The 23,536-nt window shown below is 62.6% G+C and carries 27 protein-coding genes; 15 read left to right on the forward strand and 12 right to left on the reverse strand.

Translation table 11 applies throughout. The annotated features are described in order from the left end of the window. Positions 1-67: 67 nt before the first annotated feature. Positions 68-274 (forward strand): TOBE domain-containing protein, encoded by a 207-nt coding sequence (locus F7R90_RS11080; protein ID WP_158057500.1) that lies wholly within the window; start codon positions 68-70, stop codon positions 272-274. Here the strand turns inward: F7R90_RS11080 and F7R90_RS11085 are convergent. The 4 genes from F7R90_RS11085 to F7R90_RS11100 are packed head-to-tail and all read right to left on the reverse strand — an operon-like array spanning position 271 to position 2,932. Continuing rightward, a complete protein-coding gene (locus F7R90_RS11085) occupies positions 271-786 on the reverse strand; it encodes a hypothetical protein (protein ID WP_158057501.1) in 516 nt (171 codons plus the stop codon). The genes F7R90_RS11080 and F7R90_RS11085 overlap by 4 nt on opposite strands. Positions 787-828: 42 nt before the next feature. Then, the gene (locus F7R90_RS11090; protein ID WP_158057502.1) at positions 829-1,299 is read right to left on the reverse strand and encodes a hypothetical protein; all 471 of its coding nucleotides are present in this window, start codon (positions 1,297-1,299) and stop codon (positions 829-831) included. Positions 1,300-1,341: 42 nt separating this feature from the next. Then, the gene (locus tag F7R90_RS11095; protein WP_158057503.1) at positions 1,342-2,163 is read right to left on the reverse strand and encodes an alpha/beta fold hydrolase; all 822 of its coding nucleotides are present in this window, start codon (positions 2,161-2,163) and stop codon (positions 1,342-1,344) included. Between the two features lie 19 nt (positions 2,164-2,182). Continuing rightward, entirely contained in the window at positions 2,183-2,932 is a 750-nt protein-coding gene (locus F7R90_RS11100) for an MBL fold metallo-hydrolase (protein ID WP_158057504.1), read from the reverse strand. Between the two features lie 229 nt (positions 2,933-3,161). Here F7R90_RS11100 and F7R90_RS11105 point away from each other — a divergent pair, with 229 nt between their 5' ends. After that, complete coding sequence (locus F7R90_RS11105) at positions 3,162-4,223, forward strand: GNAT family N-acetyltransferase (RefSeq protein WP_192498286.1); 1,062 nt, start codon at positions 3,162-3,164, stop codon at positions 4,221-4,223. 202 nt (positions 4,224-4,425) lie between these two features. Here F7R90_RS11105 and F7R90_RS11110 read toward each other — a convergent pair whose 3' ends face one another. Both F7R90_RS11110 and ligA read right to left on the reverse strand, forming a co-directional pair. Further along, positions 4,426-4,893, reverse strand: coding sequence for a hypothetical protein (locus F7R90_RS11110; protein ID WP_158057506.1), 468 nt, complete (start codon positions 4,891-4,893; stop codon positions 4,426-4,428). Positions 4,894-4,931: 38 nt separating this feature from the next. After that, entirely contained in the window at positions 4,932-6,629 is a 1,698-nt protein-coding gene (gene ligA / locus F7R90_RS11115; RefSeq protein WP_158057507.1) for an ATP-dependent DNA ligase LigA, read from the reverse strand. A gap of 103 nt (positions 6,630-6,732) precedes the next feature. Between ligA and F7R90_RS11120 the strand changes: the two genes are divergently transcribed. Next, the gene (locus F7R90_RS11120) at positions 6,733-7,509 is read left to right on the forward strand and encodes a hypothetical protein (RefSeq protein WP_158057508.1); all 777 of its coding nucleotides are present in this window, start codon (positions 6,733-6,735) and stop codon (positions 7,507-7,509) included. 77 nt (positions 7,510-7,586) lie between these two features. Further along, positions 7,587-9,128, forward strand: a complete 1,542-nt coding sequence (locus tag F7R90_RS11125) for a hypothetical protein (protein WP_158057509.1) — start codon at positions 7,587-7,589, stop codon at positions 9,126-9,128. A 451-nt stretch (positions 9,129-9,579) separates the two neighbouring features. Here F7R90_RS11125 and psmB read toward each other — a convergent pair whose 3' ends face one another. Continuing rightward, positions 9,580-10,305 carry an archaeal proteasome endopeptidase complex subunit beta gene (psmB, locus tag F7R90_RS11130; RefSeq protein WP_158057510.1) on the reverse strand — a complete coding sequence of 242 codons (726 nt, stop codon included), beginning with the start codon at positions 10,303-10,305 and terminating at the stop codon, positions 9,580-9,582. Between the two features lie 107 nt (positions 10,306-10,412). Then, the gene (locus F7R90_RS11135; protein ID WP_158057511.1) at positions 10,413-10,601 is read right to left on the reverse strand and encodes a hypothetical protein; all 189 of its coding nucleotides are present in this window, start codon (positions 10,599-10,601) and stop codon (positions 10,413-10,415) included. Positions 10,602-10,910: 309 nt separating this feature from the next. Between F7R90_RS11135 and F7R90_RS11140 the strand changes: the two genes are divergently transcribed. The 10 genes from F7R90_RS11140 to F7R90_RS11185 all read left to right on the forward strand — a co-directional run bounded on the left by F7R90_RS11140 (position 10,911) and on the right by F7R90_RS11185 (position 18,386). Continuing rightward, positions 10,911-11,288, forward strand: a complete 378-nt coding sequence (locus tag F7R90_RS11140; RefSeq protein ID WP_158057512.1) for a DUF555 domain-containing protein — start codon at positions 10,911-10,913, stop codon at positions 11,286-11,288. Between the two features lie 73 nt (positions 11,289-11,361). Next, complete coding sequence (locus tag F7R90_RS11145) at positions 11,362-11,901, forward strand: CBS domain-containing protein (RefSeq protein ID WP_158057513.1); 540 nt, start codon at positions 11,362-11,364, stop codon at positions 11,899-11,901. A gap of 427 nt (positions 11,902-12,328) precedes the next feature. Beyond that, positions 12,329-13,450: a pyridoxal phosphate-dependent aminotransferase gene (locus F7R90_RS11150; protein ID WP_158057514.1), complete on the forward strand. Its 1,122-nt coding sequence runs from the start codon at positions 12,329-12,331 to the stop codon at positions 13,448-13,450. Between the two features lie 54 nt (positions 13,451-13,504). Further along, on the forward strand, positions 13,505-14,356 hold the full coding sequence (locus F7R90_RS11155; RefSeq protein ID WP_158057515.1) for a UbiA family prenyltransferase: 852 nt from the start codon (positions 13,505-13,507) through the stop codon (positions 14,354-14,356). A gap of 59 nt (positions 14,357-14,415) precedes the next feature. After that, complete coding sequence (locus F7R90_RS11160; RefSeq protein WP_192498287.1) at positions 14,416-14,907, forward strand: RidA family protein; 492 nt, start codon at positions 14,416-14,418, stop codon at positions 14,905-14,907. Between the two features lie 95 nt (positions 14,908-15,002). Continuing rightward, positions 15,003-15,695, forward strand: a complete 693-nt coding sequence (locus tag F7R90_RS11165; protein WP_225741150.1) for a hypothetical protein — start codon at positions 15,003-15,005, stop codon at positions 15,693-15,695. Positions 15,696-15,827: 132 nt separating this feature from the next. Further along, positions 15,828-16,721 (forward strand): alpha/beta fold hydrolase, encoded by an 894-nt coding sequence (locus tag F7R90_RS11170; protein ID WP_158057517.1) that lies wholly within the window; start codon positions 15,828-15,830, stop codon positions 16,719-16,721. A 96-nt stretch (positions 16,722-16,817) separates the two neighbouring features. Continuing rightward, positions 16,818-17,171: a hypothetical protein gene (locus tag F7R90_RS11175; RefSeq protein WP_158057518.1), complete on the forward strand. Its 354-nt coding sequence runs from the start codon at positions 16,818-16,820 to the stop codon at positions 17,169-17,171. 114 nt (positions 17,172-17,285) lie between these two features. Beyond that, positions 17,286-17,924 carry a type 1 glutamine amidotransferase gene (locus F7R90_RS11180; protein WP_158057519.1) on the forward strand — a complete coding sequence of 213 codons (639 nt, stop codon included), beginning with the start codon at positions 17,286-17,288 and terminating at the stop codon, positions 17,922-17,924. A gap of 57 nt (positions 17,925-17,981) precedes the next feature. Next, positions 17,982-18,386 (forward strand): hypothetical protein, encoded by a 405-nt coding sequence (locus tag F7R90_RS11185; protein ID WP_158057520.1) that lies wholly within the window; start codon positions 17,982-17,984, stop codon positions 18,384-18,386. 24 nt (positions 18,387-18,410) lie between these two features. Here the strand turns inward: F7R90_RS11185 and F7R90_RS11190 are convergent, their stop codons facing one another. The 4 genes from F7R90_RS11190 to F7R90_RS11205 all read right to left on the reverse strand — a co-directional run bounded on the left by F7R90_RS11190 (position 18,411) and on the right by F7R90_RS11205 (position 22,730). Further along, positions 18,411-19,343: a M48 family metallopeptidase gene (locus F7R90_RS11190; RefSeq protein WP_158057521.1), complete on the reverse strand. Its 933-nt coding sequence runs from the start codon at positions 19,341-19,343 to the stop codon at positions 18,411-18,413. An 88-nt stretch (positions 19,344-19,431) separates the two neighbouring features. Next, entirely contained in the window at positions 19,432-20,277 is an 846-nt protein-coding gene (locus tag F7R90_RS11195) for a hypothetical protein (protein WP_158057522.1), read from the reverse strand. Between the two features lie 199 nt (positions 20,278-20,476). Then, positions 20,477-21,397 carry a DUF726 domain-containing protein gene (locus F7R90_RS11200; RefSeq protein WP_158057523.1) on the reverse strand — a complete coding sequence of 307 codons (921 nt, stop codon included), beginning with the start codon at positions 21,395-21,397 and terminating at the stop codon, positions 20,477-20,479. A gap of 151 nt (positions 21,398-21,548) precedes the next feature. Beyond that, positions 21,549-22,730 (reverse strand): redox-regulated ATPase YchF, encoded by a 1,182-nt coding sequence (locus F7R90_RS11205; protein WP_158057524.1) that lies wholly within the window; start codon positions 22,728-22,730, stop codon positions 21,549-21,551. A 470-nt stretch (positions 22,731-23,200) separates the two neighbouring features. Here F7R90_RS11205 and F7R90_RS11210 point away from each other — a divergent pair, with 470 nt between their 5' ends. Further along, a complete protein-coding gene (locus F7R90_RS11210) occupies positions 23,201-23,410 on the forward strand; it encodes a dodecin family protein (RefSeq protein ID WP_158057525.1) in 210 nt (69 codons plus the stop codon). The last annotated feature ends 126 nt before the right edge of the window (positions 23,411-23,536 follow it).

A 23,536-nucleotide genomic window follows, 5' to 3' on the forward strand; every position in this document is an offset into this window, starting at 1 on the left:
CGGCAAGTACGTTGTGTTGCCGGATTGATTCGAACCTTTAAGGGAGGGTACGTCGTACCCCGGTGCCATGCCCCTCAGCGCACGCAACAGACTTTCTGGCACCGTCGAATCAGTAGCGACGGAGGGACTGATAGCCGAAGTCGTCGTCGAAACGGACGGCGGACAGTCGGTGACGGCCATCATCACCAGCGACTCGGTAGAGCGCCTCGGCATCTCGGAGGGCGAGGAGGTAGACGCCGTCGTGAAAGCGACCGAAGTGATGATCGAGAACTAATCTTCGAACCACGAGTCGAGCATGGATTCGACTGCTGAATCCTGTGCGCGGAGGTGTTCGAGTTCGGGGTCGGCCCGCTCGACTGGCCAGTACTCTGCGACGGCGACTCGGGAGGCGTCGAGTTTCGCCGCGGCCGCGACTTTCTCGTCGTCCAGCGCGAACGGTCGGCCGTCGCCAGCGGGAGCAGAGTCGTCTACGAGCGTGTGGGCGTCTTCGAGCGCGTCGATTCCTTCCCCGGTCCAGCACGCCTCGCAACAGCGAAATTCGAGGGTGCCGACGTAGCCCTCCACGTCGGTCGGTGCGAGACCACCGCGAGTTGCCGCGCCCCAGACGAGGCCGAGCGACGAGAGTGTGAGACTCCGGTCGGTCTCCCGACCGCAAGCCGCACAGACGGTTGCCTCTGCGGCGTAGGGCCAGTCGTCGGGCGGACGAGTGCTGTCGTCTCGCGGGCGAGCGTCGTCGTCGCGCGAACGCGTGGAATCGTCCGAGGAACGCGTGGAGGGGTCGGACATCACGACGGAACTGTCGTCCCGACGGGTAAATAAAACAACTGGTCAGTCAGTGAACTCGACCATCTCGACGAGATTGATTCGCCGTTCGTCGCCGCCGTCGAGCGAAAGTCGTCCAGCTACGAGGACTAAGTACTCTCCTACCTCCGGCTCCCAGTTCGCAAAGGGAACCTCCTGCGCGTAGGTGTACGAGTCAGTCACCGTAACACGCTCGCCACTACCCAGTCGCCGGGCCATCGAGACGGGGTCCCAGCCCCCCACTCGTTCGTAGACGAGCGGGTCCAGTTCCGGCGAGAAGACGAACTCGTTGCCGGTTCGATTCTCCACGGTGAAGGTCAACTCGGCTGGCAGAGAGACCGAAGCAGGGTCGATACGCAGTTGAATATCGAGGTCGTGTGCCGGACAGACTTCCTCGCCCTCGAACTTGACCGCGGGACATTGCTTCGGGGCGACACATCCCGTCGTCCAGACGGGAGTCAGCGAAGCTACCGAAGCGAGGACTGCTCGTCGGTTCACGCTCGGATTTCCGAACGAACTGTCAAGTATCCTCGGACTGCATCACTCGTTCAGGAACGACAGCACCGTCTTGTCGAACGCGCGCTTTCGCTCTTCGAACGCGCCGCGACCGACGCCTGCGAGGAGTTCGATGCGGGCGTTCGGAATCTCCGTTGCCGTCTCGCGGAGAATCGACTCCGGGAAGAAGTAGTCTTCCGCGCCACCGACGACGAGCGTCGGCGACTCGATGCCGTCGAGGGAGTCGCCCGCGTCGTGGGCGGCCATCGCGCGACAGGAGACCGCAACGTCGGAGATTTCGGCCGGTTCTTTCAGCAGTGGGCGGCCGACCGTCCGAATCAGCGGCGGATAGAGCCACTTCCGATACCCAGTGTACGTAACCGGCACGGTGTCGAGGTACACGTCGAACCACCAGCCACGCTCAGCCCAGTCGGCCCACCGCTGGAGGGTTCGGTGGCCCTCTTCGCCGACGCGACTGCCTGCGACGCCGACGACCAGTCTCCGCACGAGTTCTGGGTGGTCGGTCGCGAGATGCTGGGCGATTTGTCCGCCGAGCGAGACACCCAGTACGTTCGCAGGCGAGAGGTCTTCCTCGGCGAGCAGGTCGGCGTACTCGGCGGCCATCTCGCGGGTCGTGACATTTTCCGGGAGTCCACGGCGACGGCCGATTACGTAGACGGAAAAGTCGTCGGCGAAGTTTCGGTAGTAGTACCGCTGGAGCAGCAGCGAGAAGAACGAGGACGTAGTTTCTGGCTGGAACGCGTCGCTCAGGCCAGTGAAAATCACGAGCGGGCGCTCGCCGGAGCCGAATCTGACGTACGGGTACTCGCCGCGTTCGTGCCTGAAGACGCCCTGTTCGGGTCCCATGCTATCAGTCCGGTCGCGGTTATTTCTCGTCCAACACGACCGGGACGCCCCGACTCGCCACGTCGGCCGCGAACGCGCCCGAGTCGGTTTCGAGCGCCTCGAACGTGTTGTAGTGAATCGGCAACACGAGGTCCGGGTCCAACTCCTCGGCTAGCTCCGCGGCCTCCTTGCGGTCCATGGTGAACGACCCGCCGATGGGCGGGCAGAACAGCGACACGTCGAGTTCCGCGTGGCCGTCCAAGGCGTCGGAGTCGCCCGGCCAGAACACTTCGGTGTCGCCGAGCGTGAGGTGGTAACCGACGCCGAAGCCTTCGGGGTGGTGCGGCTCGCCGTCCGACTTGGTGTGGGGGCCGTTCGGTTCGTTGTACGCTTCGACTGGCCGGACGATGACCTCGCCGAACAGTTGGTCGGTCTCCTCGTTGACCTTCACGACTTCGTAGGGGAGTTCGTCCAAATCGTTTACGTCGCGGTCGATGTTCGGTGGGTACACCGCGTCGTAGACGACCACGGTGGCGTCCTCGCTCGCCACGCGCTCGATGGCGTCCGAGTCGTAGTGGTGGTCGTGCGTGACCAATACGAGGTCCCCATCTTCCGGCCGGTAGTCGGTCGGTTTGGGGTGGCCGACGCTCGGCGAATCGGGCGTCCACTCGCCGGTAAGCGTGCCGTAGCGGCCGGGGTCACTGTAGACGACTGTGCCGTCCGGACCTTCGAGTCGGAGTCCCGCGTAGCCGAGCCAATCGACCAGCAGGTCGTCGTGTCGAATCGTCATACTGGTTATTTGGTGCGGTCGGGAAGTAAACAGTTCGGCTTTGGAGACCGACACCACGGGTTGCCCTCTTGGTCCGTGGGCACCCGAATACACGCCGACCGGAGATATCGAGAGTTATTCTGATAGACATAGAATCGGGCTTGATGAACGGGTAAGACGGTAAATCTACGGACGCACTGTGGGAACACATGAGTCAGTACTAAGCAAGATGGGGTCGGGAGTCGCTCGCATGTCGATCACTGTGACGTTGGCCGATAGCGACATCCTGAGCGACTGGAACGAGAAACTCACAGACTCCCCGCAGTCGAACGTGTTCCACCGACGTGAAGTCCTCTCGCTGCTCGAAACCACTGCTGACGCCCGTCTCCATCACTTGGTCGGGTACAACGGCGACGAACCGATGGGGTTCTTGCCGATATTCGAGACCGACAGACCACCACTGAAGTTGGTGGCCACGTCTCCTAAAGACCTCACTGGGGGACTCGTCTTGGGACCGGTGCTGTTCAACTTCGAGAATCTGAAACAGCGAAAGGCCGAGCGATATCGCCACGAGTTCGTCGAGGGGTGTTACGAGTGGATAGACGAGAACGTCGCTCCAGACGTTACCGACGTTCGAACGAACAATCGGTTCTCGGACGTGCGACCGTTCCAGTGGCGGGGAAGCGACCTCACGAAGAACCACACGTACATAATCGACCTGACTCCGGGGTGGGAAGAGACGATGGAAGGATTCGACAAAGAGACTCGGCGACTCATCAGGAACACGAACATCGACGACGACGCGATTACGCAGGGTGGACCAGCAGAGATTCGGACCGTCATCGAACAGGTGGCAGAGCGCTTCGAAGAGCACGGGGAAACTTACGGTATCGACCCATCATTCGTCGTCTCCCTCTGTGAGAGACTCCCCGACGAGCAGGTGTTTCCCTACGTGTTTCGTGACGACGGCGAAATACTCGGCGGCCTCATCGCCTTCGAGTTCGGGGACACGGTGTACGCGTGGGAGGGGACTGCGAGAACAGACACGGACGTTCCGGTCAACACGCTACTGTACGGCCACGTGATGAAGGAGGGGATAGGCCGGGGAAGAACTCGGTGTAACATCACGACTGCGGACAATCAGCGTCTGTGTCGGTACAAATCGAAGTACGGACCGTCGCCGGAACCGTACCACGTCTTTCACGACTACAACTCTCCGATGGCGAAGGTCGGACTGAAGAGCTACGAACGGCTTCCGGAGGCGTATCGTGCCCCGGTCGAACGGTTGTCGGCGATAGCACGGTTTCTATAAACCAGACGCCGAAGCGGGTCGGAGAGCGACCGGAACCGACAACGTCGGGGCAACCGATTGCCACAGTAGTAGGCCGATTACGAGCCACGTCACGACGACCAAGGCGGCAACGAACCAACCGACTGTTACGCTCAATCCGTCGGCATCTGAGACTTCCTCGCGGAGTTGGTGAGCGCGCTCGCGCCAGTTCACGAACAGAACGTCACCCCGCGAGAACTTGCTTGCTTCGCCGCGACCAGCCACGAATCCAGTAGGCGGCTCCGACCGGCACCATCGAAAGCGCGAGAGCGACCATCGGTTCCCAGAGACCGAACCAGGCGTCTCCCTCTGACCCTCCGGCGGCGTGGTAGGTCAGAACCCCAGTGAGGACGAGCGTAGTGGCCGCGTACCAGCGCCAGCGTAGGCCGCGGTCCTCGTGACGAGACTGCCCCCCATCGACTACGAGGCCCGTGAACGCCGCGACGCCGACGAACGGCGTCGCGTACAGCAGGAAGACGCCGAACGCAGTCGTGACGGGATGAGTCGGTCCGAGCGTGGTCGAGGACGCGAGCGCGAGGAGTGCGATTGGCAGTTCCGCGACGGCCGCGAGGGCGAGGTAGCGCCACTTCGAACCCTGTCCCGAGGAATCCGACCGACCGACGTGTCCAGAGTCGGTTGCTCCGCTCGACATGTTACAACGTGGAACCTACCGATGCAAAAGGATTCGTGCTACTGCTCGTCGGCCAGTCGCTCGACTCGCTCCAGCGAATCGGCGCTCCCGGGCGTCTTGTCGTCGCGCACGCCCAAGAAACGCGGGAAGCGAAGCGCGTAGCCAGACGAGTAGGTCGGCGACTCCTGAATCTCCTCGTAGCCGACTTCGAAGACGACTTCCGGCGAGATATCGACTTCTTGGCCGTCCTGCGACTTGATGTGTGGCTCCAAGAGTTCGGTCAGTTCCGCGAGTTCCTCGTCGGTGATGCCAGTGGCGACCTTGCCCAGAGTCTCAAATTCTCCTGAATCGGTCCGCGCGGAGAGCAGGAACGTGCCGAGGAAACTCGCCCGGCGACCCTCGCCCCACTCTGCGCCCGTGACGACCAAATCGAGGGTCTCCACGTCGGGTTTCCGCTTCAGCCAGTTCTTCCCGCGGCGGCCCGGAGAGTACGTCGAGTCGGGGTTCTTTAGCATGATGCCCTCGTGGCCTGCTTCGAGGGCGTTGGCCTCGATGTCGGCGATTTCCTCGGGGTCGTCGCTGACCCAGAGGGCCGAGGTTCCACCCGAGAGAACGTCCTCCAGTCGCTCGTGACGCTCGACCAGCGGCGTCCGAAGCAGGTCGTCGCCGTCGGCGTGCAGGCAGTCGAACGCGAACAGGTCGAGTTCGACCTCCTCGCGGGCGCGGGCTACGTCGTGCTTGCGGCGGAATCTGCGCAGGACCTCCTGAAACGGCAGGGGTTCGCCGTCCTCCATGGCGACCACTTCGCCGTCGAGAATCGCCGGAACATCGAGATGCTCGTGGACGTGTTCGACGATTTCCGGGAGTGGGTCGGTCACGTCCTCCATGTTGCGCGAGAAGATGGACACCTCCTCGCCGTCGTAGTGCAGTTGGACGCGCGCCCCGTCGAACTTCCACTCGACTGCGGTCTCCTCCCAGTCGTCCAGCGCGTCGCCGACGGTTCCGGCTTGCGCGAGCATCGCCTGCACGGGGCGGCCGATTTCGAGTTGCATGGCGTTCAGGCCTGTCTCGCCATCTTCGTCGTCTTCACCCGCTCCTTCCCCGTGGGCGACTCGCGCGACTTCCCCGTAGTCGTTCGAGACTTGCAGGGCGCGCGCGACTGACTCGACGGGGACTTCGAACGCCGCCGCGATGGCGTCTCGAACCGTTCCCTCGCCGACGCCGATGCGCATCTCCGAGAGGACGATGCGCGCGAGATAGCGCGCTTCGCGGGAACTCGCACGGTTGAACAGCGCGAAGAGGATGTCTATCTTCTTGTCCTGACTGCCGGAGCCTTCGGCGGCCGCGAGTTCCGCTAGTTTCGCATCGACTTCGCCGACCGTCAAGTCAGATTGGCCCGACCCACCACCGGACCCGAACGCGCCGAGACCCTGCTGGCCGCCGAAGTCGTAGCTCGCGGCGACTTCGCCGATGTCGCCCACCTCGGCGAGTTTCGCCTCTACGTCGTCGGCCGAGACGTTCGTTCCGGCCGCCCGCGCGATGGCTTCGTAGCAGTAGTTCGGCCCGATGTCCAGCGTCCGCGAGGTCCACGCGGGGAAGACGCGACCCTGCACGAACCGGGCGAGGACGGGGAGGTCGTCTCCGTCCTCGTCGCTCGCGGCGCGCTCGAACAGTTCCGTGACGCGCTCGATTATCTCCGTGTCGGCACTCAACGCTTCGATTTCTGCGGCCGTGTCGGCGAACTCCCCGAACTCCATCGCCGATGGGTAGTCGGTAGCCCCAGTTAAACCGCCCGACTCTCGTCTTCACTGTCGCGTCTGTCAGCCAAATTTAACTCGTGGGCGTCCGATTGCCGAGGCGATGCCCTCCACCGACGGACGCTCGTTCATCGACCGACTCGGGTCCGGCTGGCAACGAGCGACCACACATCTCCCGCTGGCGGCAGTTCCCGTACTGACGAGTATCCTCAACATCGACGCGATTCGGCGGGTCCTCTCGTTCCACGGTGGCCACTTCGGCGTCAAGTTTCCGTTTCCGATGACGGTGGCCAACCTCTGGACGTTCGTGAGTCTGCCGAATCAGGGTCCCGGCGTCCACGTCTCACAGATACTATGGCTGTTCCCGATTATCGTCGTCGTCCAGTCTGCGCTCGTCGCGGGCTACCTCGGGAGCGTCCACGACTTGCTAGAGACGGGCGAGTACGACTTCCCCACGAACGTCCGGCGGTACTTCCTCCCCCTGCTGGTCTGGCAGGCGGTCGTCTCACTCCCGACGTTCGCACTCGCCGGTCTCGGACAAGCGGTGGGACCGCTCGTCCTATTGCTGGTTCCGGCGTACTTCGTCGCGGCGTACCTCTTCTACGCGACACCGTACCTGCTCGTCGTCGCGGATGCCGACCTCGGGACGGCGCTCTCCCAGAGTCTCGACTGGGCGCTCTCCGGCGGTTCGTACGCTTCGTTCGCCGTGGCCTATCTGCTGTTCGGGGCGCTGTTCTCGATACTCGTAACCCCGTTCGTGGTCAATCTCGGCGCAATCGGCATCGTCGTCGGTACCGCAGTCACGGCCCCGCTCGCACTCGCGCTGTCGTTCGCGACGACGGAGTTCGTCGCGGACCTCGCGGCGTCCCAATCGTCGTAGGATGTTCGTCACGTCGCTCGCGTGGTTCCGAGCCCGTGGCCCGTGGATTCAAGGTGTCTTAGGTCCGACTCATCGGTATGCCCGAATCCGACCTCGCGGGGCAGGTCGAAGACGTGCTCGCTGTCGATGCCGATGACTTCCAGTCGCGGGTCGAGGAGGACGCCGAGGTTATCGTCGAAGAGATAGATGCCGGAACCTTCGACAACCCGCAGGCCATCATCGGCTTCGAGTACGAGTTCTATGCCGTGGACGCAGAGACGGCCGCGCTCACTCGCGTCCCGCGGCGACTGCTCGAACTCATCGGCTTCGAGAAGGAACTCGGCCTGCACAACGCCGAGATGTCTACCAGTCCGCAACCGCTGAACGAACACGGCTTGGCCGCCCAGGAGTCTGAAGTCAAGGCGCGCCTCTCGGCCGCCGAAGAGCGAACCGGCGCAGAGGGGATGCGGTTGGTCAGCGACGGCCTCTGGACGATTCCACCGGAGGGAGAAACTGCTCGCGAGTACCTCACCGACAGCGTCGAAGACAGAGGCGTGCGCATCGCCTCGAACATGAGCGACTCGGTGCGCTACCACGCGATGGCCAACACCGACGCGCAAGCCGGGATGCAAATCGAGGCTCCACACGTCGAACTCGAAGACGATACGGTGATGCCCGAGAGCCTCATCACGTCGATTCAGCCCCACTATCAGGTACCCCACGCCCGGGACCTCCCGACGTATTTTACCTACGCAGTGCGAATCGCCGCGCCTCTGCTCGCGCTCGGAGTCAACTCGCCCTTTTTCCCGCCGGACCTCTATGCGAGCGACGACCCCGACGAGATTCTGGCCGACGGGTGGCACGAGAACCGAATCAGCGTCTTCGAAACCGTCCTCAATCGCCGCGACGACGAACCCGGCAAAGTTCGGTTCCCCGACGACGTCGAGTCGGTCGAAGACGCCATACAGAACGTCGTCAACGACCGGACGCTGGTGCCGATGCCCGTCGAGAGCGCCGACCGCTTCGACGACGAATTCGCCCATTTCCGGATGAAACACGGCACCTACTGGCGGTGGGTGCGCCCGGTCTTCGGTGGGGCGACTCGCTCGGCCGCGAACGCCCGCATCGAGTTCCGGCCCATCGCGGCCCAACCGACGGTCAGGGACTCCATCGCGTTTCAGGCGGCGTTCGCGGGACTCCTCGAATCCATGTTCCGGCGCGAGCATCCGGTTCGACACCTCGACTGGGTCGTCGCCAAGGACAACTTCTACCGAGCGATGGAGGAGGGACTCGGCGCCGACGTGTACTGGATTACGAACGACGGCGAGGAGACGACCGACCACGAGAAGGTGTACAAAGACATCTTCGCCCACGCCAAAGACGGCTTGCAGTCGCGCGGACTGAGCGACGAGCAGGCCGCGAAGTATCTCTGGCCGCTCCGCCAGCGTGCTCGTCACGGCCTGACGCCAGCGAGTTGGAAGCGCACACGGGTCCGCGAGCGACTGGACGACGGGTTGAGCCTCGAAGAAGCGATTTCGGGGATGCAACGCGCCTACATCGACCACCAATCGATGACCCTCATCGACGGCAGTTTCGCCGACTGGGTCGGCCGCGGCGACACGGAACTGAACCGCGAGTAGCGAGATTTTACAGGAGTCTCGAAGCGGCGTCTGCGTGAGCGGAGCGAACGCAGACTCGGAAGACACGGTCGTCTTCCGGTGAAGCCGCGGAGTGAGCGAGGCGCGAACGAGCGACTACTCGTTGCTCGAAGTCATCGTCAGAGGGGGGTAGAACGCCCCAGCGGGGAGTCGCTGGGGGATGGGGGTGGTAGTGTTACGGGTTACGAACCCGTCGTGGCAGTGACTGACACGCCGCCAGTACTGCAAACAGTAATTCGACCGAATAATCATAAGCGTACCGGTAGTTCAACCGCACGCCAGCAGTAACTTCCGGGTTCTTGGCCGTTGTTTCGTAAGCCAACCGACTCGACAATTTAGATACAGTTAGTGCGCGGCGAAGCCGTGCGCAGAGAGCGGTAGCAGGGGCGCTAAGCGCCCCGTTGCTATCCGACGAGAAAAAAAGGTCGCGGTGTTATAGCGCGTCGTCGTAGTCTTCGTAGTCGCTAATCTCGACGCCGTCCTCGGTGATTTCGGCGAGCCACATGCCGTTGCCGGAGGCAGTGTCGCGTTCGGTCGCGCTCTTCAGACAATCGACGGCAATCTGGCGGCCTTCCGCCATGTCGATGTCTTCGCGGTAGTCCTGTTCGAGGACACCGAGCGCGAACTGCGAGCCGGAGCCACCGACCGCGTACGTCTCTTCGGTCGCGCCGCCGAGGGCGTCGTAGGAGTAGATGTGAGCGCCTTCCTCGTCCACGCCGCCGAGAATCGGGACGGTGATGAGGAAGCCACCGGAGCGCAGCAGGTTGCTCGTCAGCGTCGAGAGCGCCTGCATGCTCATGTCCTTGTCGCGGCGGGTCTCGTAGAGGTTGCTCTCGACGCGGAGCGTGCGAAGGAGCGACTGGGCCGCAGAGACGGACCCGGAGATGGTGAGCGCGCCGCGTGGGTGGACTTCCTCGACCTTCTGGGCGTTCTTCGAGGAGACCATGTTGCCGAGGCTCGCTCGCTTGTCAGTGGCGAGGACGACGCCACCGGTGGTCGTCAGACCCACGGTCGTCGTCCCGGTCTTCATCTCTTCTGCACCCGCATCGCCCTGTGCTTGGGGCATCGAGCCGAACTCCGGCTCGTAGGGGTTCTGCTCGTCGGCCTCGAAACGCGACAGGTTCTGCGAGAAGTCGGAACCGTGCATTGGGCTACGCATTGCCAGACGCTAGGCCGCCAGCACTGATAAAACCAACCCTTCCGGCGGATGACCGGACTCGCGGACGAGAGTCGAAAAAGCGGGTGTTCAGACAGCCAATCCGGGGTTCAGGCCGTCGTCGCGTCGTAAGCGTTCGCCAGTCGGTTCACCACCCGGTGGGCCGGAAGCGGGACGCCAAGCTGTCGGGTGAGAATCGCAAGCGGCAACAGCAGGATGCTGGCTGCGACGCTCGTCTGGTACAGGGCAAACAGGGTTGCGCGGTGAATCCACGTGAACATCGGACTGTTCTTCCTCAAGCGAAGGGACGACCAATCGAGTATAAAAGAGTTTCTGACAATCTGGGAATATAACTATTTATATTCCGATAACACCTCGACGCCTGCTTGCGATTCAACCACGGTTGGACTACGTCCAAATAGATGAACAATCGTCGGCGCGCAGTCGTACGAGTAGGTTTGGCGACAGTCGGTGTACGCATAAGTTATGAGCATTATCGGAGTGACGTGCGCACCGCGGCCGCGGTTCGTCGGGGTGTTCCCTGACCACGTCTGACACGACCGTCGGGAAACCACAAGACACGACACGACGCAGAACAACGGGCTACTATGAGCAACTACCTCGTTGCGATGGAAGCGGCATGGTTGGTACGCGACGTAGAAGACATCGACGACGCTATCGGCGTCGCAGTGAGCGAAGCAGGCAAGCGCCTCAATCAGAAGGACATGGACTACGTCGAGGTCGAAGTCGGCGCGACGACCTGTCCCGCCTGCGGCGAACCGTTCGACTCGGCGTTCATCGCCGCGGGCACCGCGCTCGTCGGCCTCCTCCTCGAAATGAAGGTCTTCAACGCCGACGGCGAGGAACACGCCCAGCGCATCGCCAAGAGCGAAATCGGTGGCGCGCTCCGCGACGTTCCGCTCGAAGTGGTCGAGACCATCGAGTTCGCCGAGGACGAGGACATCGAGTTCGGCGGCGACGAGTAACGCAGTTACCCGATTCTGAACGGAGTAAATCCCAGACAGAAGCTTTATCCATAACCCGTGGTTATCAGCAGATATGGAGCTACCGACGCCGCAGGACATCCGCGAGCGGCGGACCGAACTAGGACTCACCCAAAGCGAGTTAGCCGACCGAGCAGACGTCTCTCAGCCGCTCATCGCCCGCATCGAGGGCGGCGACGTTGACCCGCGACTCTCGACGCTGCGACGCATCGTAGACGCACTGGACGAATCCGAAGGCGACATCGTCCGCGCGGGCGACCTCATGGCCGAGACCGTCGTGAGCGTGGACCCCGAGGATCACGTCAGCGAAGCCGTCTCGCGCATGCAGGAATCGAGTTACTCACAACTACCGGTCATCGACGATGGCGTTCCCGTCGGGTCCATCAGTTTCGAGGACCTGATGAACGTTGACGAAGACGCCCGCGACCAACCGGTCGAGAAGTTCATGGGTGAGAGTTTCCCGACGAAGTCGCGCAACGCCACGCTGGACGAAATCAGCACCGATCTCGGCCACAATCAGGCCGTCATCGTCACCGAACGCGGCAACACGGTCGGCATCGTGACGGAAGCGGACATCGCGGCCCGATTATCCTAAACAACCTTTTTATTGCGAGCGGTCGGCGAGGCCGACCGCTCGATAAAAACGTTGATGAAAATCACGTCGTCACCCTCTCCGTCGCGCTAAAGGCGCTCCTTCGAGGGTTCCTCGGACGCGCTCGCTCAACGAGGCGCGCAGAGCGCGCCTCGTTTCTCTCGCGGTGGATTACGGTGTCCAACCGCACGAGGTCAGCCGGGCGAGATGGGTGTTGATTCGGCGGTCAGAACTTTCCTCTATGGTCAGTTGCGCGTTTCTGCAAGTTGGTCAGTTGGCATACTCCTGCCGGTTGGTTCACCGGCCTATCGCTCGTCTCCGACTCGCTCGCTATAAATCGCGCCAGTCGTCCGTTTTCGAGGTCAGTCGTGTCCCCTGCTCACGCTCCACAAAGGAAGAATTATCCGCTCCGGTTCCGTGGTTTCGCAGTATGTCAGGCTTTTCGGACAGGGTCGAGCAGGTCTCTATCAGCGGCATCCGCGAAGTGTTCGAAGCGGCGGGCGAGGACGCCATCAACCTCGGCATCGGACAACCGGACTTCCCGACGCCGGAACACGCGCGGCAGGCCGCCGTAGACGCCATCGAGAGCGGGAAAGCAGACGCCTACACTGGCAACAAGGGCACCGAATCACTCCGCGAGGCCATCAGCGCGAAACACGACCGAGACAACGGCTACGCGGTCGAACCGGGGAACGTCATCGCCACCGCGGGTGGGAGCGAGGCGCTCCACCTCGCTATCGAGGCCCACGTGGACGTAGGCGAGGAAGTCATCTACCCCGACCCCGGCTTCGTCTCCTACGAGGCGCTGACCCACATCGCGGGCGGTGAACCCAAGCCGGTTGCGTTGCGTGAGGACCTCACGTTGGACCCCGCCGCAGTCGAAGAGGCCATCACCGACGACACCGCCGCGTTCGTCGTCAACAGCCCTTCGAACCCGACCGGTGCAGTACAGTCGAAAGAAGACATGCAGGAGTTCGCCCGCATCGCCGACGAACACGACGTGTTGTGCATCTCCGACGAGGTGTACGAACACATCGTCTTCGAGGGTGACCACTACTCGCCGATGGAGTTCGCAGAAACGGACAACGTCGTCGTCGTCAACGCCTGCTCGAAGTCCTACTCGATGACTGGCTGGCGACTCGGCTGGGTCGCCGGAAGCAACCGCCGCATCGAGCGCATGCTCCGCGTCCACCAGTACGTCCAAGCCTGCGCCAGCGCGCCCGCACAGTTCGCCGCCGAGGCCGCACTCTCTGGCCCGCAAGACTGCATCGGCGAGATGACCGCCGCCTTCGAGGAGCGCCGCGACGTACTCCTCGACGGCCTGAGCGACATCGGACTGGAGACGCCGACGCCCCACGGCGCGTTCTACGCGATGCCGAAGGTGCCGGAGGGCTGGGTAGACGAAGTTCTCGACCGCGGCGTCATCGTCGTGCCCGGCGAGGCGTTCGGCGAACACGGCGAGGGCTACGCCCGCATCTCCTACGCGACCGACCTCGAACAGATCGAAGAGGCGCTCGACGTGATGGGAGCGGCCGCCGCCGCGGTTCGCTGACGGAAGTTCTTGGCGGCCTGAGATTTTATTGTGTACCCCGTCGTGGAGGAATCCATGCCGATTTCGCGCCGGGGGTCCGGTGTCGTTCCAGCGACTCGCGCGCTCGCCTCGCAAGTCCACCCCGTGTTCATGCTCCCGCCAGTCGCCGCCTCGTGGTCCGGGAGCATGCTCGCGGGTGCGTTCGACCCGTTCGTCGGCGCGCTCCACATGACCGCCATCTTCGCCGCGATGTACACCGCACACGTCAAGGACGGCTACGTGGACTTCTACGTCCGCGGCGAGGACGACGACCACCCGCTGACCGAAGGGGGATGCAGAGTCGTGCTCGGGATTGCGTCGGTCCTCTTTTTCGTCTGTCTCGCTGGCATCTGGGTCGTCGTCGGACCAATCGCGGTCCTGCTCACCCTGCCGGGGTGGCTCATCGGCTACCACCACGCGCCGCAGCTCGACATGAACCCCGTGACTGCGACGACTGGCTATCCGCTCGGCATCGCGCTGGCGATTCTGGGAAGCTACTACATGCAGGTCGGAACACTGGAACCGATTGCGCTCGCGTTCGCGCTCGTCTTCCTCGTCCTGCTGTCGGGCGTGAAAGTCGTTGACGACGCTCAAGACTTCGAGTACGACCGCTCCATCGACAAGCGGACCATCGCAGTGGTGGTCGGCAAGCGGCGTGCCCGCACTGCCGCCTACGCGCTCATGCTGGTCGCACTCGCGCTCGTCGTCGCGTTCACCACGCTCGCGGTGTTTCCACCGAGTAGCGTCGCGGCAGTCGCGGGGTTCGGCGCAGTCGCCGTGGTCGCCCACCGGGCCGACCCGGAACTAGCGACCATGCTACTCGTCCGGGGGTCGTACGTCTTCCTCGCGCTGTTGCTCGCGGCGGTCTGGTTCCGGCCGCTCGGGTGAGGCGATGCAATCGGAACCCACTGCCAATCTTTTTATCAGGTTCCTGTGTCGCTCGGCACGTGCAAAAGACAGTTCTTGGTCCGGGGTTCGGCGAGGTAGACTCAGACGAAATCGACCACGCTCGGTTCTCGTTCGGCGTTGCGACCGACCATCCCGACCACAAGCGAGTCGTCCTCTCGGGTCTCGCGGCAGATGGTGAAACCGTCGGCGAACAGACGCGAGAGACGCTCGAACTGGTCGAGCGAACCCTCGCAGACGTAGGTGGGTCGATGGACGACCTGGTGACGATGCGCTGGTTCGTGGACTCCTCGATACTCTCTCGTGAGACACAGACGCGACTGCACGAAGTTCGCGCGGAGTTCTTCGACCCGCCACACTACCCCGCCTCCACGATGGTCGGCGCGGAACTACTCGGTGACGACGTGCTGGTCGAAATCGAGGCGGAAGCCGAGGTGCCGAACGACGAGTGGAAGACGACCGCAATCGTCGGCCGAGACCACGAGGAACTGACCGCCAGCGAGGCCCGGGAGTTACTGTTGGAAGACGAGTAGGCCACGACCGCAGTTAGTCACCGACTGGTTCTGCAGATATTAATTTCTGATTTTTTAACCCTAGATTTAATAGATTGAGGATAGATTAAATTCCTATGGCAGACGATAGCCATGACCAAGTGAACCGTAGAAAAGTGCTCTCCGCGGCAGGCGGGATAGGGTTCGGGTCGATAACCGGAATGTTCGGCTCGGACCTCGGTTCCCGGGAGACCGCCGAGAAGTTCAACAGTCAGACGGGAGTCGAAGAGGCGTTCGACGTCGTCGGTGACGACCTTCTGACCACGATGAGTCAATCGGAACACGTCGATAGTGGGATCGTTCCCTCGGTTTCCGACTTCGTTCCGACGAGTGCCGAAGAGTACTTCGAAGCCGAAGAAGGGACGTTGGTCACTCCGATGGTGAAAGACGGCCAAGCCACTGTCCGAATCGAGTACTCCAAGGACATCCCGGGCGGAGAAGTGGTGTTCAAACTGTTCCCGCTACTCGGGAAAGCCCAAGGACTCGTCGTCAACGCGAACGGCATCTCCGTCTTCAAGAGCGAAGACGGGACGATTTCGGAGCAGAACTACGACCCCAAGGTCGAACCGCAAGCCTGTACCGGAAGCAACTGCCTCCAGTCGGAGGTCTGTCGGTGGCAACCGACCCGTCACGAACACACGGAACTGTACTGTTGCTACCAGGACGGCGAGATAGTCGATTGCTGTTGGGGAAGTATCCAGTACTACGGCTGTGTTCCCGACTGCGACACGAACATCTGCGCAGATTACTGCCAGGGGACTTGCGGATAATCCGAGTCGAGACGCCCACTTTTCGAGCGGCGTCTCGACGCAGTCGTACCGCGTTCTAATCGACCATCTATTGCCCCGCCGCAACGACTCGAACTGCGGAACGCTTGACCGTCTGGCACGCCAACGAAGACTATGGCAACCGACGGTCCGTGGACGCACGACCAGATACTCGTGAACGGCGTCCGACTGCACTACGTCGAAGCGGGCGAGAAAGACGCTCCTTTGGTCGTCCTCCTCCACGGCTTTCCGGAGTTCTGGTACTCGTGGCGAGCGCAGATTCCGGCACTCGCCGACGCGGGGTTTCGCGTCGTCGCGCCCGACATGCGCGGGTACAACGAGTCGGAGAAACCCCACGGCGTGTCGAGCTATCGGTCCGAAGAACTCGTCGGCGACGTGGCTGGCCTCGTCCGCGAACTCGGCGAAGAGCAAGCCCACGTCGTCGGCCACGACTGGGGCGGCATCGTCGCGTGGCAGACGGCGATACGACATCCCGAAATCGTGGACAGACTCGCCGTGCTGAACGCGCCACACCCCGGTGCGTACCGCCGAGAGTTACAACGGAACACGGACCAACTCCGCCGCTCGTGGTACGCGCTGTTCTTCCAACTGCCGTGGCTTCCCGAGCGACTACTGGGCGCACGAAATTGTGCGGTACTCGCCGACTTGCCCGATTCCGCTACGAATCCCGAGGCGTTCACCGAGACGGACGTGCGCCGATACCGCGAGGCCGCCAGTCAACCCGGTGCGCTCAGGTCCGCACTCAACTACTACCGGGCGGCGTTCCGCGAGAACCTGCGGACCGAACTGCGCGCGCTCGTCGGCGGCGAGCGTCCAGACCAGTCCGTTCGCGCGCCAACACTCCTGCTCTGGGGTGAGCAGGACCCGGCGCTCTGCGTCGAGTTGACCGAAGAATTGGCGAAGTGGGTGCCCGACGTTCGCGTCGAGCGACTCCCCGACGCGAGTCACTGGGTGCAGAACGACGCGCCGGACCGAGTGAACGAGGCACTCGTCGAATTTTTGCGATAAGGCAACAGAGAGACAGTCTAAAAACCGACAAGACGATGTTGTGATACGTGTCTGACTGAGTTTCTTTAGCTTCGACCACGTAGGTAACGGTTGGAGATGAGCGCACACAGTTTGAACGACACGTACACTTCGAAGTCCGACGACGACCACGAGCAGCCGGAACGCGTCCACGAGTCGCTCACCGCGGCAGGCGTCCTGTTCTCGCTGGTCGGCGTCTACATCGCTTTCTTCTCCGATACGCTGCTGGCCACCGTCGGCTACGTCGCGACCGTCACGCTCGTCTTCGGAGGAATCGGCCTCCTCCTGCTCGCTGGCCGAGACCCGACGACGCTCCGACGACTGCTGGAGACCAGTGGTCGCGTCATCGAGACGGTTCGCTCGACGGTCGCCGACGCACGGAGCAACTCGCGGTCCAGTCGCCGCAGTAGCGGTGGCCGCGACCGCCTCTGAACCGACCGACTTCGAACGTACCGACCTGAATCGACCCTCGAACTCCCCCGCGGCCTGTCGGCCCCACTTCATCCCGGGTAACCTTTTTGGGTCCTCGCCACCCTCGACACCACGATGCTACTCGTCCTCGAAAACGAAGTAGACCCGGAGACGCGCTACTTCGTCCCGGAGATTCGTCGCTATCTCGAAGACTCGGCGGTGTACACCTACGCCGACGAGGGCGGGCAACCGTCGCTGGAAGGCGTCGATGGCGTCGTCGTCAGTGGAAGTACTGCCGGCGTCTACGAACGCGAAGCGTACCCGTGGATGGACGACGAGATTGCGCTCGTCCACGAACTCGTTGAGCGCGAGATACCGACCCTCGGGGTCTGTTTCGGCCACCAACTCGTCAACACCGCACTCGGCGGCCGAGTCGAACACCACGGACTGACGAACGAACTGGTGCGAGCAAATTTGGACGCCGACCCGCTGTTCGACGGCGTGAACGACGTCATTCCGGCCGTCCACGGCGACCACGTGGTCGAACGCGGCGACGGCATGGAACCCATCGCCAGCACGGACTACTACGAGAACTTCGCCACGCGCCACCGGGACGCCCCAGTCTGGACGGTACAGTACCATCCCGAGTTCACGAGCAACCTGCTCCCGCGAATCGAAGCGGACTTCGGGTGGCAAGAGAACGACCGCTCGTTCGAAGACGTGAGCGTCGAGCAGACGCTCCGGAACTTCGAAGCGTTGGCGAACGAACGGTAGCGTCACTCGACTCCGTAGCCGAGTAACACTTTTCTACGAGGGGTGAACACGCATGCCATGGACAGACGAGCAGTTTTGATCGCAACTGCGGTCCAGGCGAGTCTCGCAGTCGTCGTCCTCCGAGGGACACTCGACGTTTCGCTCTGGGTGGTCGTCCCGGTCGGTGGCGTCCTCGTCGGAGCTATCAGTCGAGGTTTCCAGTCGGAGTTGGCTGAAGGATTCCTCGTCGGAACGGCAGCGACAGTACTCACAGTCCTCGCGTACTTTTTCGCGTTCGGGGGCTGGGCGGACGCGACATTACTCCTTCGGCAGATGGGAATAGCGTTCGGCTACCAGTTATACGTGGTCTTATTTGCAGTATTCTCTACGCCACTCGTCGGACTGGCCAACGCCGCTACTGCGCTCGTCGGGTCGTCACTCCGGCGTCGAGTCGTGGCCCGACGCGAACGTGCGGAGTCGTAACGACTGCAAAAATTCCACCACGCATCATCCTGACTCGTTCCGGCGCACTCTGTGGGGCCGATACGGCCGAACCCACGCCGGAATCTCACAGCCCAGCGCCCGAGAGCGACTCTCTATCGACGGGTGGGTCGCGAACAGCGAGAAGAGCCACGAGCGGTCGGCGTTCCACGGCACCGGCCCCGCCACGTCCTCGTCGTTGTCGCCCGTAGCGACGGCGGCGATTCGATACAGTGCCTCGGTGAGTTCGGCGGGCGACAGCAGTTGCGCGGCGAACTCGTCGGCGCGGTACTCTTCCAGTCGATTCGCGTAGCGACTCGCCGCGAGCGCGAGCGGTTCGACGCCTACGCTGAGAACGGCGCGAGCGAATTCGGCGCGGCGGTCCGAGAGCAGAGCGAGACCGAGGTACAGCGCGCTCCCGAGCGTGGCGACTGTCGGCCCGCTCCCTGCGAGTGCGGCCAGCCAGAACGCCGAGAAGCCGATAGTCTGTGGGAGGTAGAGCCGAATTGCGTCCGTATGCAAGTCATGTCCGAAGTGGCCGAGTTCGTGGGCGAGGATTGCGCGCAGGCCGGTCGGACCGACGACCATCAGCAGACGCGGGTCGATTGCGAGCATCGGATCGCCGTCGTCGTAGCCGACGCTCGCACCCGGCACGTCCATCTCGACCAGCATCGTCTTCGGCACTGGGCGGCCCGCTCGTTCGCAAATCTCGAACAGTGCGTGCTGGATTTCTGGGGTGTTGGTCAGGCGGTGAGTCTTGCCCGACTGGACGTCGAACTCGAACTGAAAGCGACCGCCGGAACGCCACGCCTGATAGGAGATGTACGCGACGGCAATCACCCCGAACGCGACGTACGGTGCAGGTGCCCCGGTTCGGAGGAGCGAGTAGATGCCGAAAGCGGCGACTGCGACGAGCGCGAAGGTAATCGTCCAGACGCGCACTGCCAGCGAACGCTCCATATCGACGGCACGGCGGCGACTGTCGATAAGGTTTTACGTTTCTGCGCGCCGAGAACGCTGCCGCGACCGTTGGAAAATGGAATCGACTTCAGCGGTCGAACTCGTGGCCGTCGAGATAGACGTGGACGCCGTCGTCACAGCGAAGGTCGGTGAGTTCTCCAGTGAACCGGAAACTGTCGCCACCGCCCGCGACGGCACCCGTCACGACGTTGCCGTCGATGCAGTCTTCCGAATCGACGGTAATCCAACGGTGGTCGATGGCGTCGGGCGCACAACTCTTGGCAGACTTTTCTATGTGGTCGCCCGAGACTGCGAACTGGTAGTCGAGGACGGTCGAACCACCGCCCCCACAGAAGGTGACGTGGTGTTTCTCGCGGTCTTCGTCTCCCTTGCACTCACAGCGGTCGCGGCGTTTTTCGTCGTGTTTCTTCTTGCTACGCTTCTCCTCGCCGTATCTCCGAAAGTCGAGGGTGAGCGCGTTCCCGTAGCAGGTGCGCGTGTGGGTGACCGGGCAGGCGATGAGTCGGCACTTGTACTTCTCGGTCCCGAAGCCAGTGAGCGTGACGGCGACCCGGATGCTCGTCGCGCCGGTGACCACGCTGTGGAAGCCACCGTACCAGTCGTCTTCGCCGATGCGAGCGACCTGCGCGCCGACCTTGCAACGCCGAGAATCGACCCGGTCCATCCCGCCGATTCGGCCGCGGGTCTTCGCGCGGTCGCGACTGAGGACTTCGGCGTCGGTAGTTTCGACGTTCAGTGGCGGGCCGTCCTGCGCTCTCGCGGCCCCTGTCGCCGTGAGCAGGGAGCCGCCTGCCACCGCAGACGCGCTCCATCGCAGGACCGCCCGGCGCGAGGTCAAGTCGGTCGTGAGGCACTCTATGCAGGTCTGCTGTTCGTCTTCTCGCGGTCGTTCGGTGTTCTCTTCGTCGGTCATAGGCCACCGTATCGTCCGTCTCCGAACGTGTTAACACGATACGAGCGTTCAGTAAATTGACTGGAGTCAACGCCAGTTGGGGCAACTCGCTGCCGACTTCAGAGCGATTAATCGGGGTTCACGAACGTAACGGGCGTTACCGGTGAGAAACGACCGCGTGAAGAAAAAGGACTGCGTGAATTCGACCGACTCCACGAACTCAGAACTCCGCGACGACTTCGGGCACACAACCCACGTCTTCCTTGTAGTAGCCACAGTGGCTCGTCACGGAGTCGGCCACGTCGTGGTCCTCGTAGTTGGCTGGCGGCGTGCCGTCACAGCCGACTTCACCCACGGCCTTCCCGAGTTCGTACGTTCCGTAGATGTCCTGCAATACTTGGTCGTCGCGCTTGTGGAAGTTGTCGAAGGAGGCCGCTGCCGTTTCGACGTCGGTGTGGTACTGATTGCCGTCGGCCACGCTGTGGTCGTCTGCCGCACCGCCGAGGAGCGAGGCCGACGCGACGAGGTTCTCGTAGCCGTTTTCGGCGAGCCATTCGAGGGTGCTGAGGACGACCCGCGCGCCCAGCGAGTGGCCGACGAGACGAAGCGTGAGGTCCGAATACCGACTGCGGGTGTCTTCGAGGAAATTACCGAGTTTCGGGCCGTTGCGTACGGCGACCTCCTTGGCCGACTCCCAATCGCGGTCGGACCCGTAACTGAAGCCGACGAACGATTCGCTGTAGTCGTTCGCGCGGAACGCCTGTTTCGCCGTGTCGAAGATGTCCAGTGCTTCTTGCTCGGGAACGTTCCATCCGTGGACGAACACGAGCAGTTCCTCGCCGCTGTAGACGCCCGCGAAGTCGCCCGCAGTCTCCCAATCGGTCTTCGTGTGTCCGTCGGTGAGCGTCACGCCGTCGGTACCGACCGTGAAGTGCCCGCGGGTCGTGACGCGCGGGAACGAGTCCGGACCACCGTCGTTCGAACCGCAGGCGGCGTCGATAGTGTCGGCGGAAATGGCAGTTCCGCTCGCCCCGAAGACGCCGAGACCGGCGGTTGCCGTCACACCCACAGAGCGAAGTACGTCGCGGCGAGTGGACGTTTTCTGCCGCTCGTTTGCTCGGTTAGTTCCAGTATCGTCCATACTTTGGATTGTGAATCTCGACGGTTTACATTGTTGGCTAGTACAGAAAACGGAGGGACGAACGAAGTCGAATCGAGGAACAGAAATCGAGTGGGGGAGCGGAACCCGAACCAGACGACTGGAAATCGAACCGGGCGAGTCGAACGGGCCGTTACTTCGCCGTACTCACGATCTTTATTACGTCGCCCTCTTCCAGTTCGTAGTCGTCGCTGATGTCGCGCTTGCTCTTGGCATCGACTGCGTGCAGGTAGCCGTCGCCGATGTCGCTGTGGACCGCGTAGGCGAGATCCTTCGGGGTGGAACCTGTCGGCAGGAGGAACGCGTCGGGGAGGACGTTGCCCTTCGCGTCGGTCCACTTCGATTCGTTCTGAACGGGGTAGGCCGTGATTTGATCTAGCAGGTCGTAGACGGCGTAATCGAGCGCGTCCTGCACGCCGGTGCCGCTCCAATCTTGCATGACTTCCCGAATCTTGTTCAGGCCCGCTTCTTGCTCGTCGCTCAACTCGCCCAGAATTTCGAAGTCGTCGTCGCCGGGGTCGTAGTCGATGGCTCCCGCGTTCTCGGCTTGGCGCAGGGCGAGTTCGCCTTCGGCGGTGGCGGGAATCACGGGCTTGCCGGTCTCCTTGAGTCGCTCGATGTTCTCTTGGGGAGCCACGTCAGCCTTGTTCGCCACGAGGATGATGGGCTTCGTTCGTTGGCGGATGTCCCGTGCGAGCGCTACCTGATGGTCGTCGGTCCACTCGCGAGGGTCGCTCGGGTAGTCGAGTTCACGCAGACTCGCGGCCACGTCGTACTCCGTCGCGCCGAAGCCAGTTAGCATGTCCGTCAGCGCCTCGTCGATGTCGAAGTCCGGCGAGCGAGACTTGCGCTCGACTGACTCCCAGTTTCTCTCGACGATGCTCGTGAGCCACTGGTCCATCTCCTCCTCGATGAAATCGACCTCCTCGACGGGGTCGTAGCTCCCGACTTCGACTGGTTCGCCCTCCTCGTTGGTCCCGCCGGAGGCGTCCACCACGTTGACGATTGCGTCGGCATTGGTCAGTTCGTCCAAGAACTGGTTGCCGAGGCCGCGGCCTTCGTGCGCGCCGGGAACGAGTCCGGCCACGTCGAGCAACTCGATTGGGACGTAGCGCTTGCCGTCGTGGCAGTTCTCGTCGCCACAGCGTTCGTCGCGTTCGAGACAGGGACATTCCGTCCGAGCGTGGGTGACACCCCGATTCGCGTCGATGGTCGTGAACGGGTAGTTGGCCACGTCCACGTCGGCCATCGTCGCGGCCTTGTAGAACGTGGACTTGCCCGCGTTGGGTTTGCCCGCGAGCGCGATGGAAATCATGGTAAACAGTTCCAGCGTGCTGGGGAACTAACTTTCGATATTTCAGGAGACGACGTGTGATGGGGTTTCTACCGATACGCTTTGAACCGCAGAAGTCAACGCAACTGTGACCGGCCAGAAAGCCCCGGCCCTTTCAGTCCCACCTTGTGGTTTGAATCTCCCGCCGAAACGAAGGTTGAGGTGGGACTGAAAGGGGTGGTCTGCGAGGCGCGCGGTGCGCGCCTCGATGCGAAGCGGCGAAGGCGCAGAGCACGCTCGCGCTTGCGTGGTCGTCTGCGCGACCTCTATCCGAGGCGGGCGGTGTGGAGAGCCTCGGATATGTCGCGCCAGCGACCGGGAGCGGGCGAGGGCTTTCGAAGAAGCCTCAACACCAAATTCTACAATTCAGATCGAACGAACACAGCCATCTGAAACACCACTTCCGACCGGCCAAAAAACGCTACACCCACCTCGTCGTACCCCATGTGCCTATGACGGCAGTAAAGATAATCAAGGTCCTCGGCACCTCCGAAGACTCGTGGCAACAGGCCGCCGAAGAGGCAGTCATCGAGGCCAACGAGACAGTCGAAGACATCCACGGCATCGAAGTCGAGGACTGGACAGCGAACGTCGAGAACGGCGAGATTCAGGAATACAAGGCGACGGTCGAAATCGCGTTCCCGGTGCATCACAACCAGTAGTTTCGGGGGGGTCGAACGCGAGACAACAACTCATTTTTCCGCAACTCACGGCGAGTGAAGAGCGGATCGACAGCGACCGAACACTCTGAAAGATGCACTCGTCCCGACGACCAAAACAATAGTTCG

The organism is Halorussus halophilus (assembly GCF_008831545.1).
Taxonomy (GTDB): Archaea; Halobacteriota; Halobacteria; order Halobacteriales; family Haladaptataceae; genus Halorussus; species Halorussus halophilus.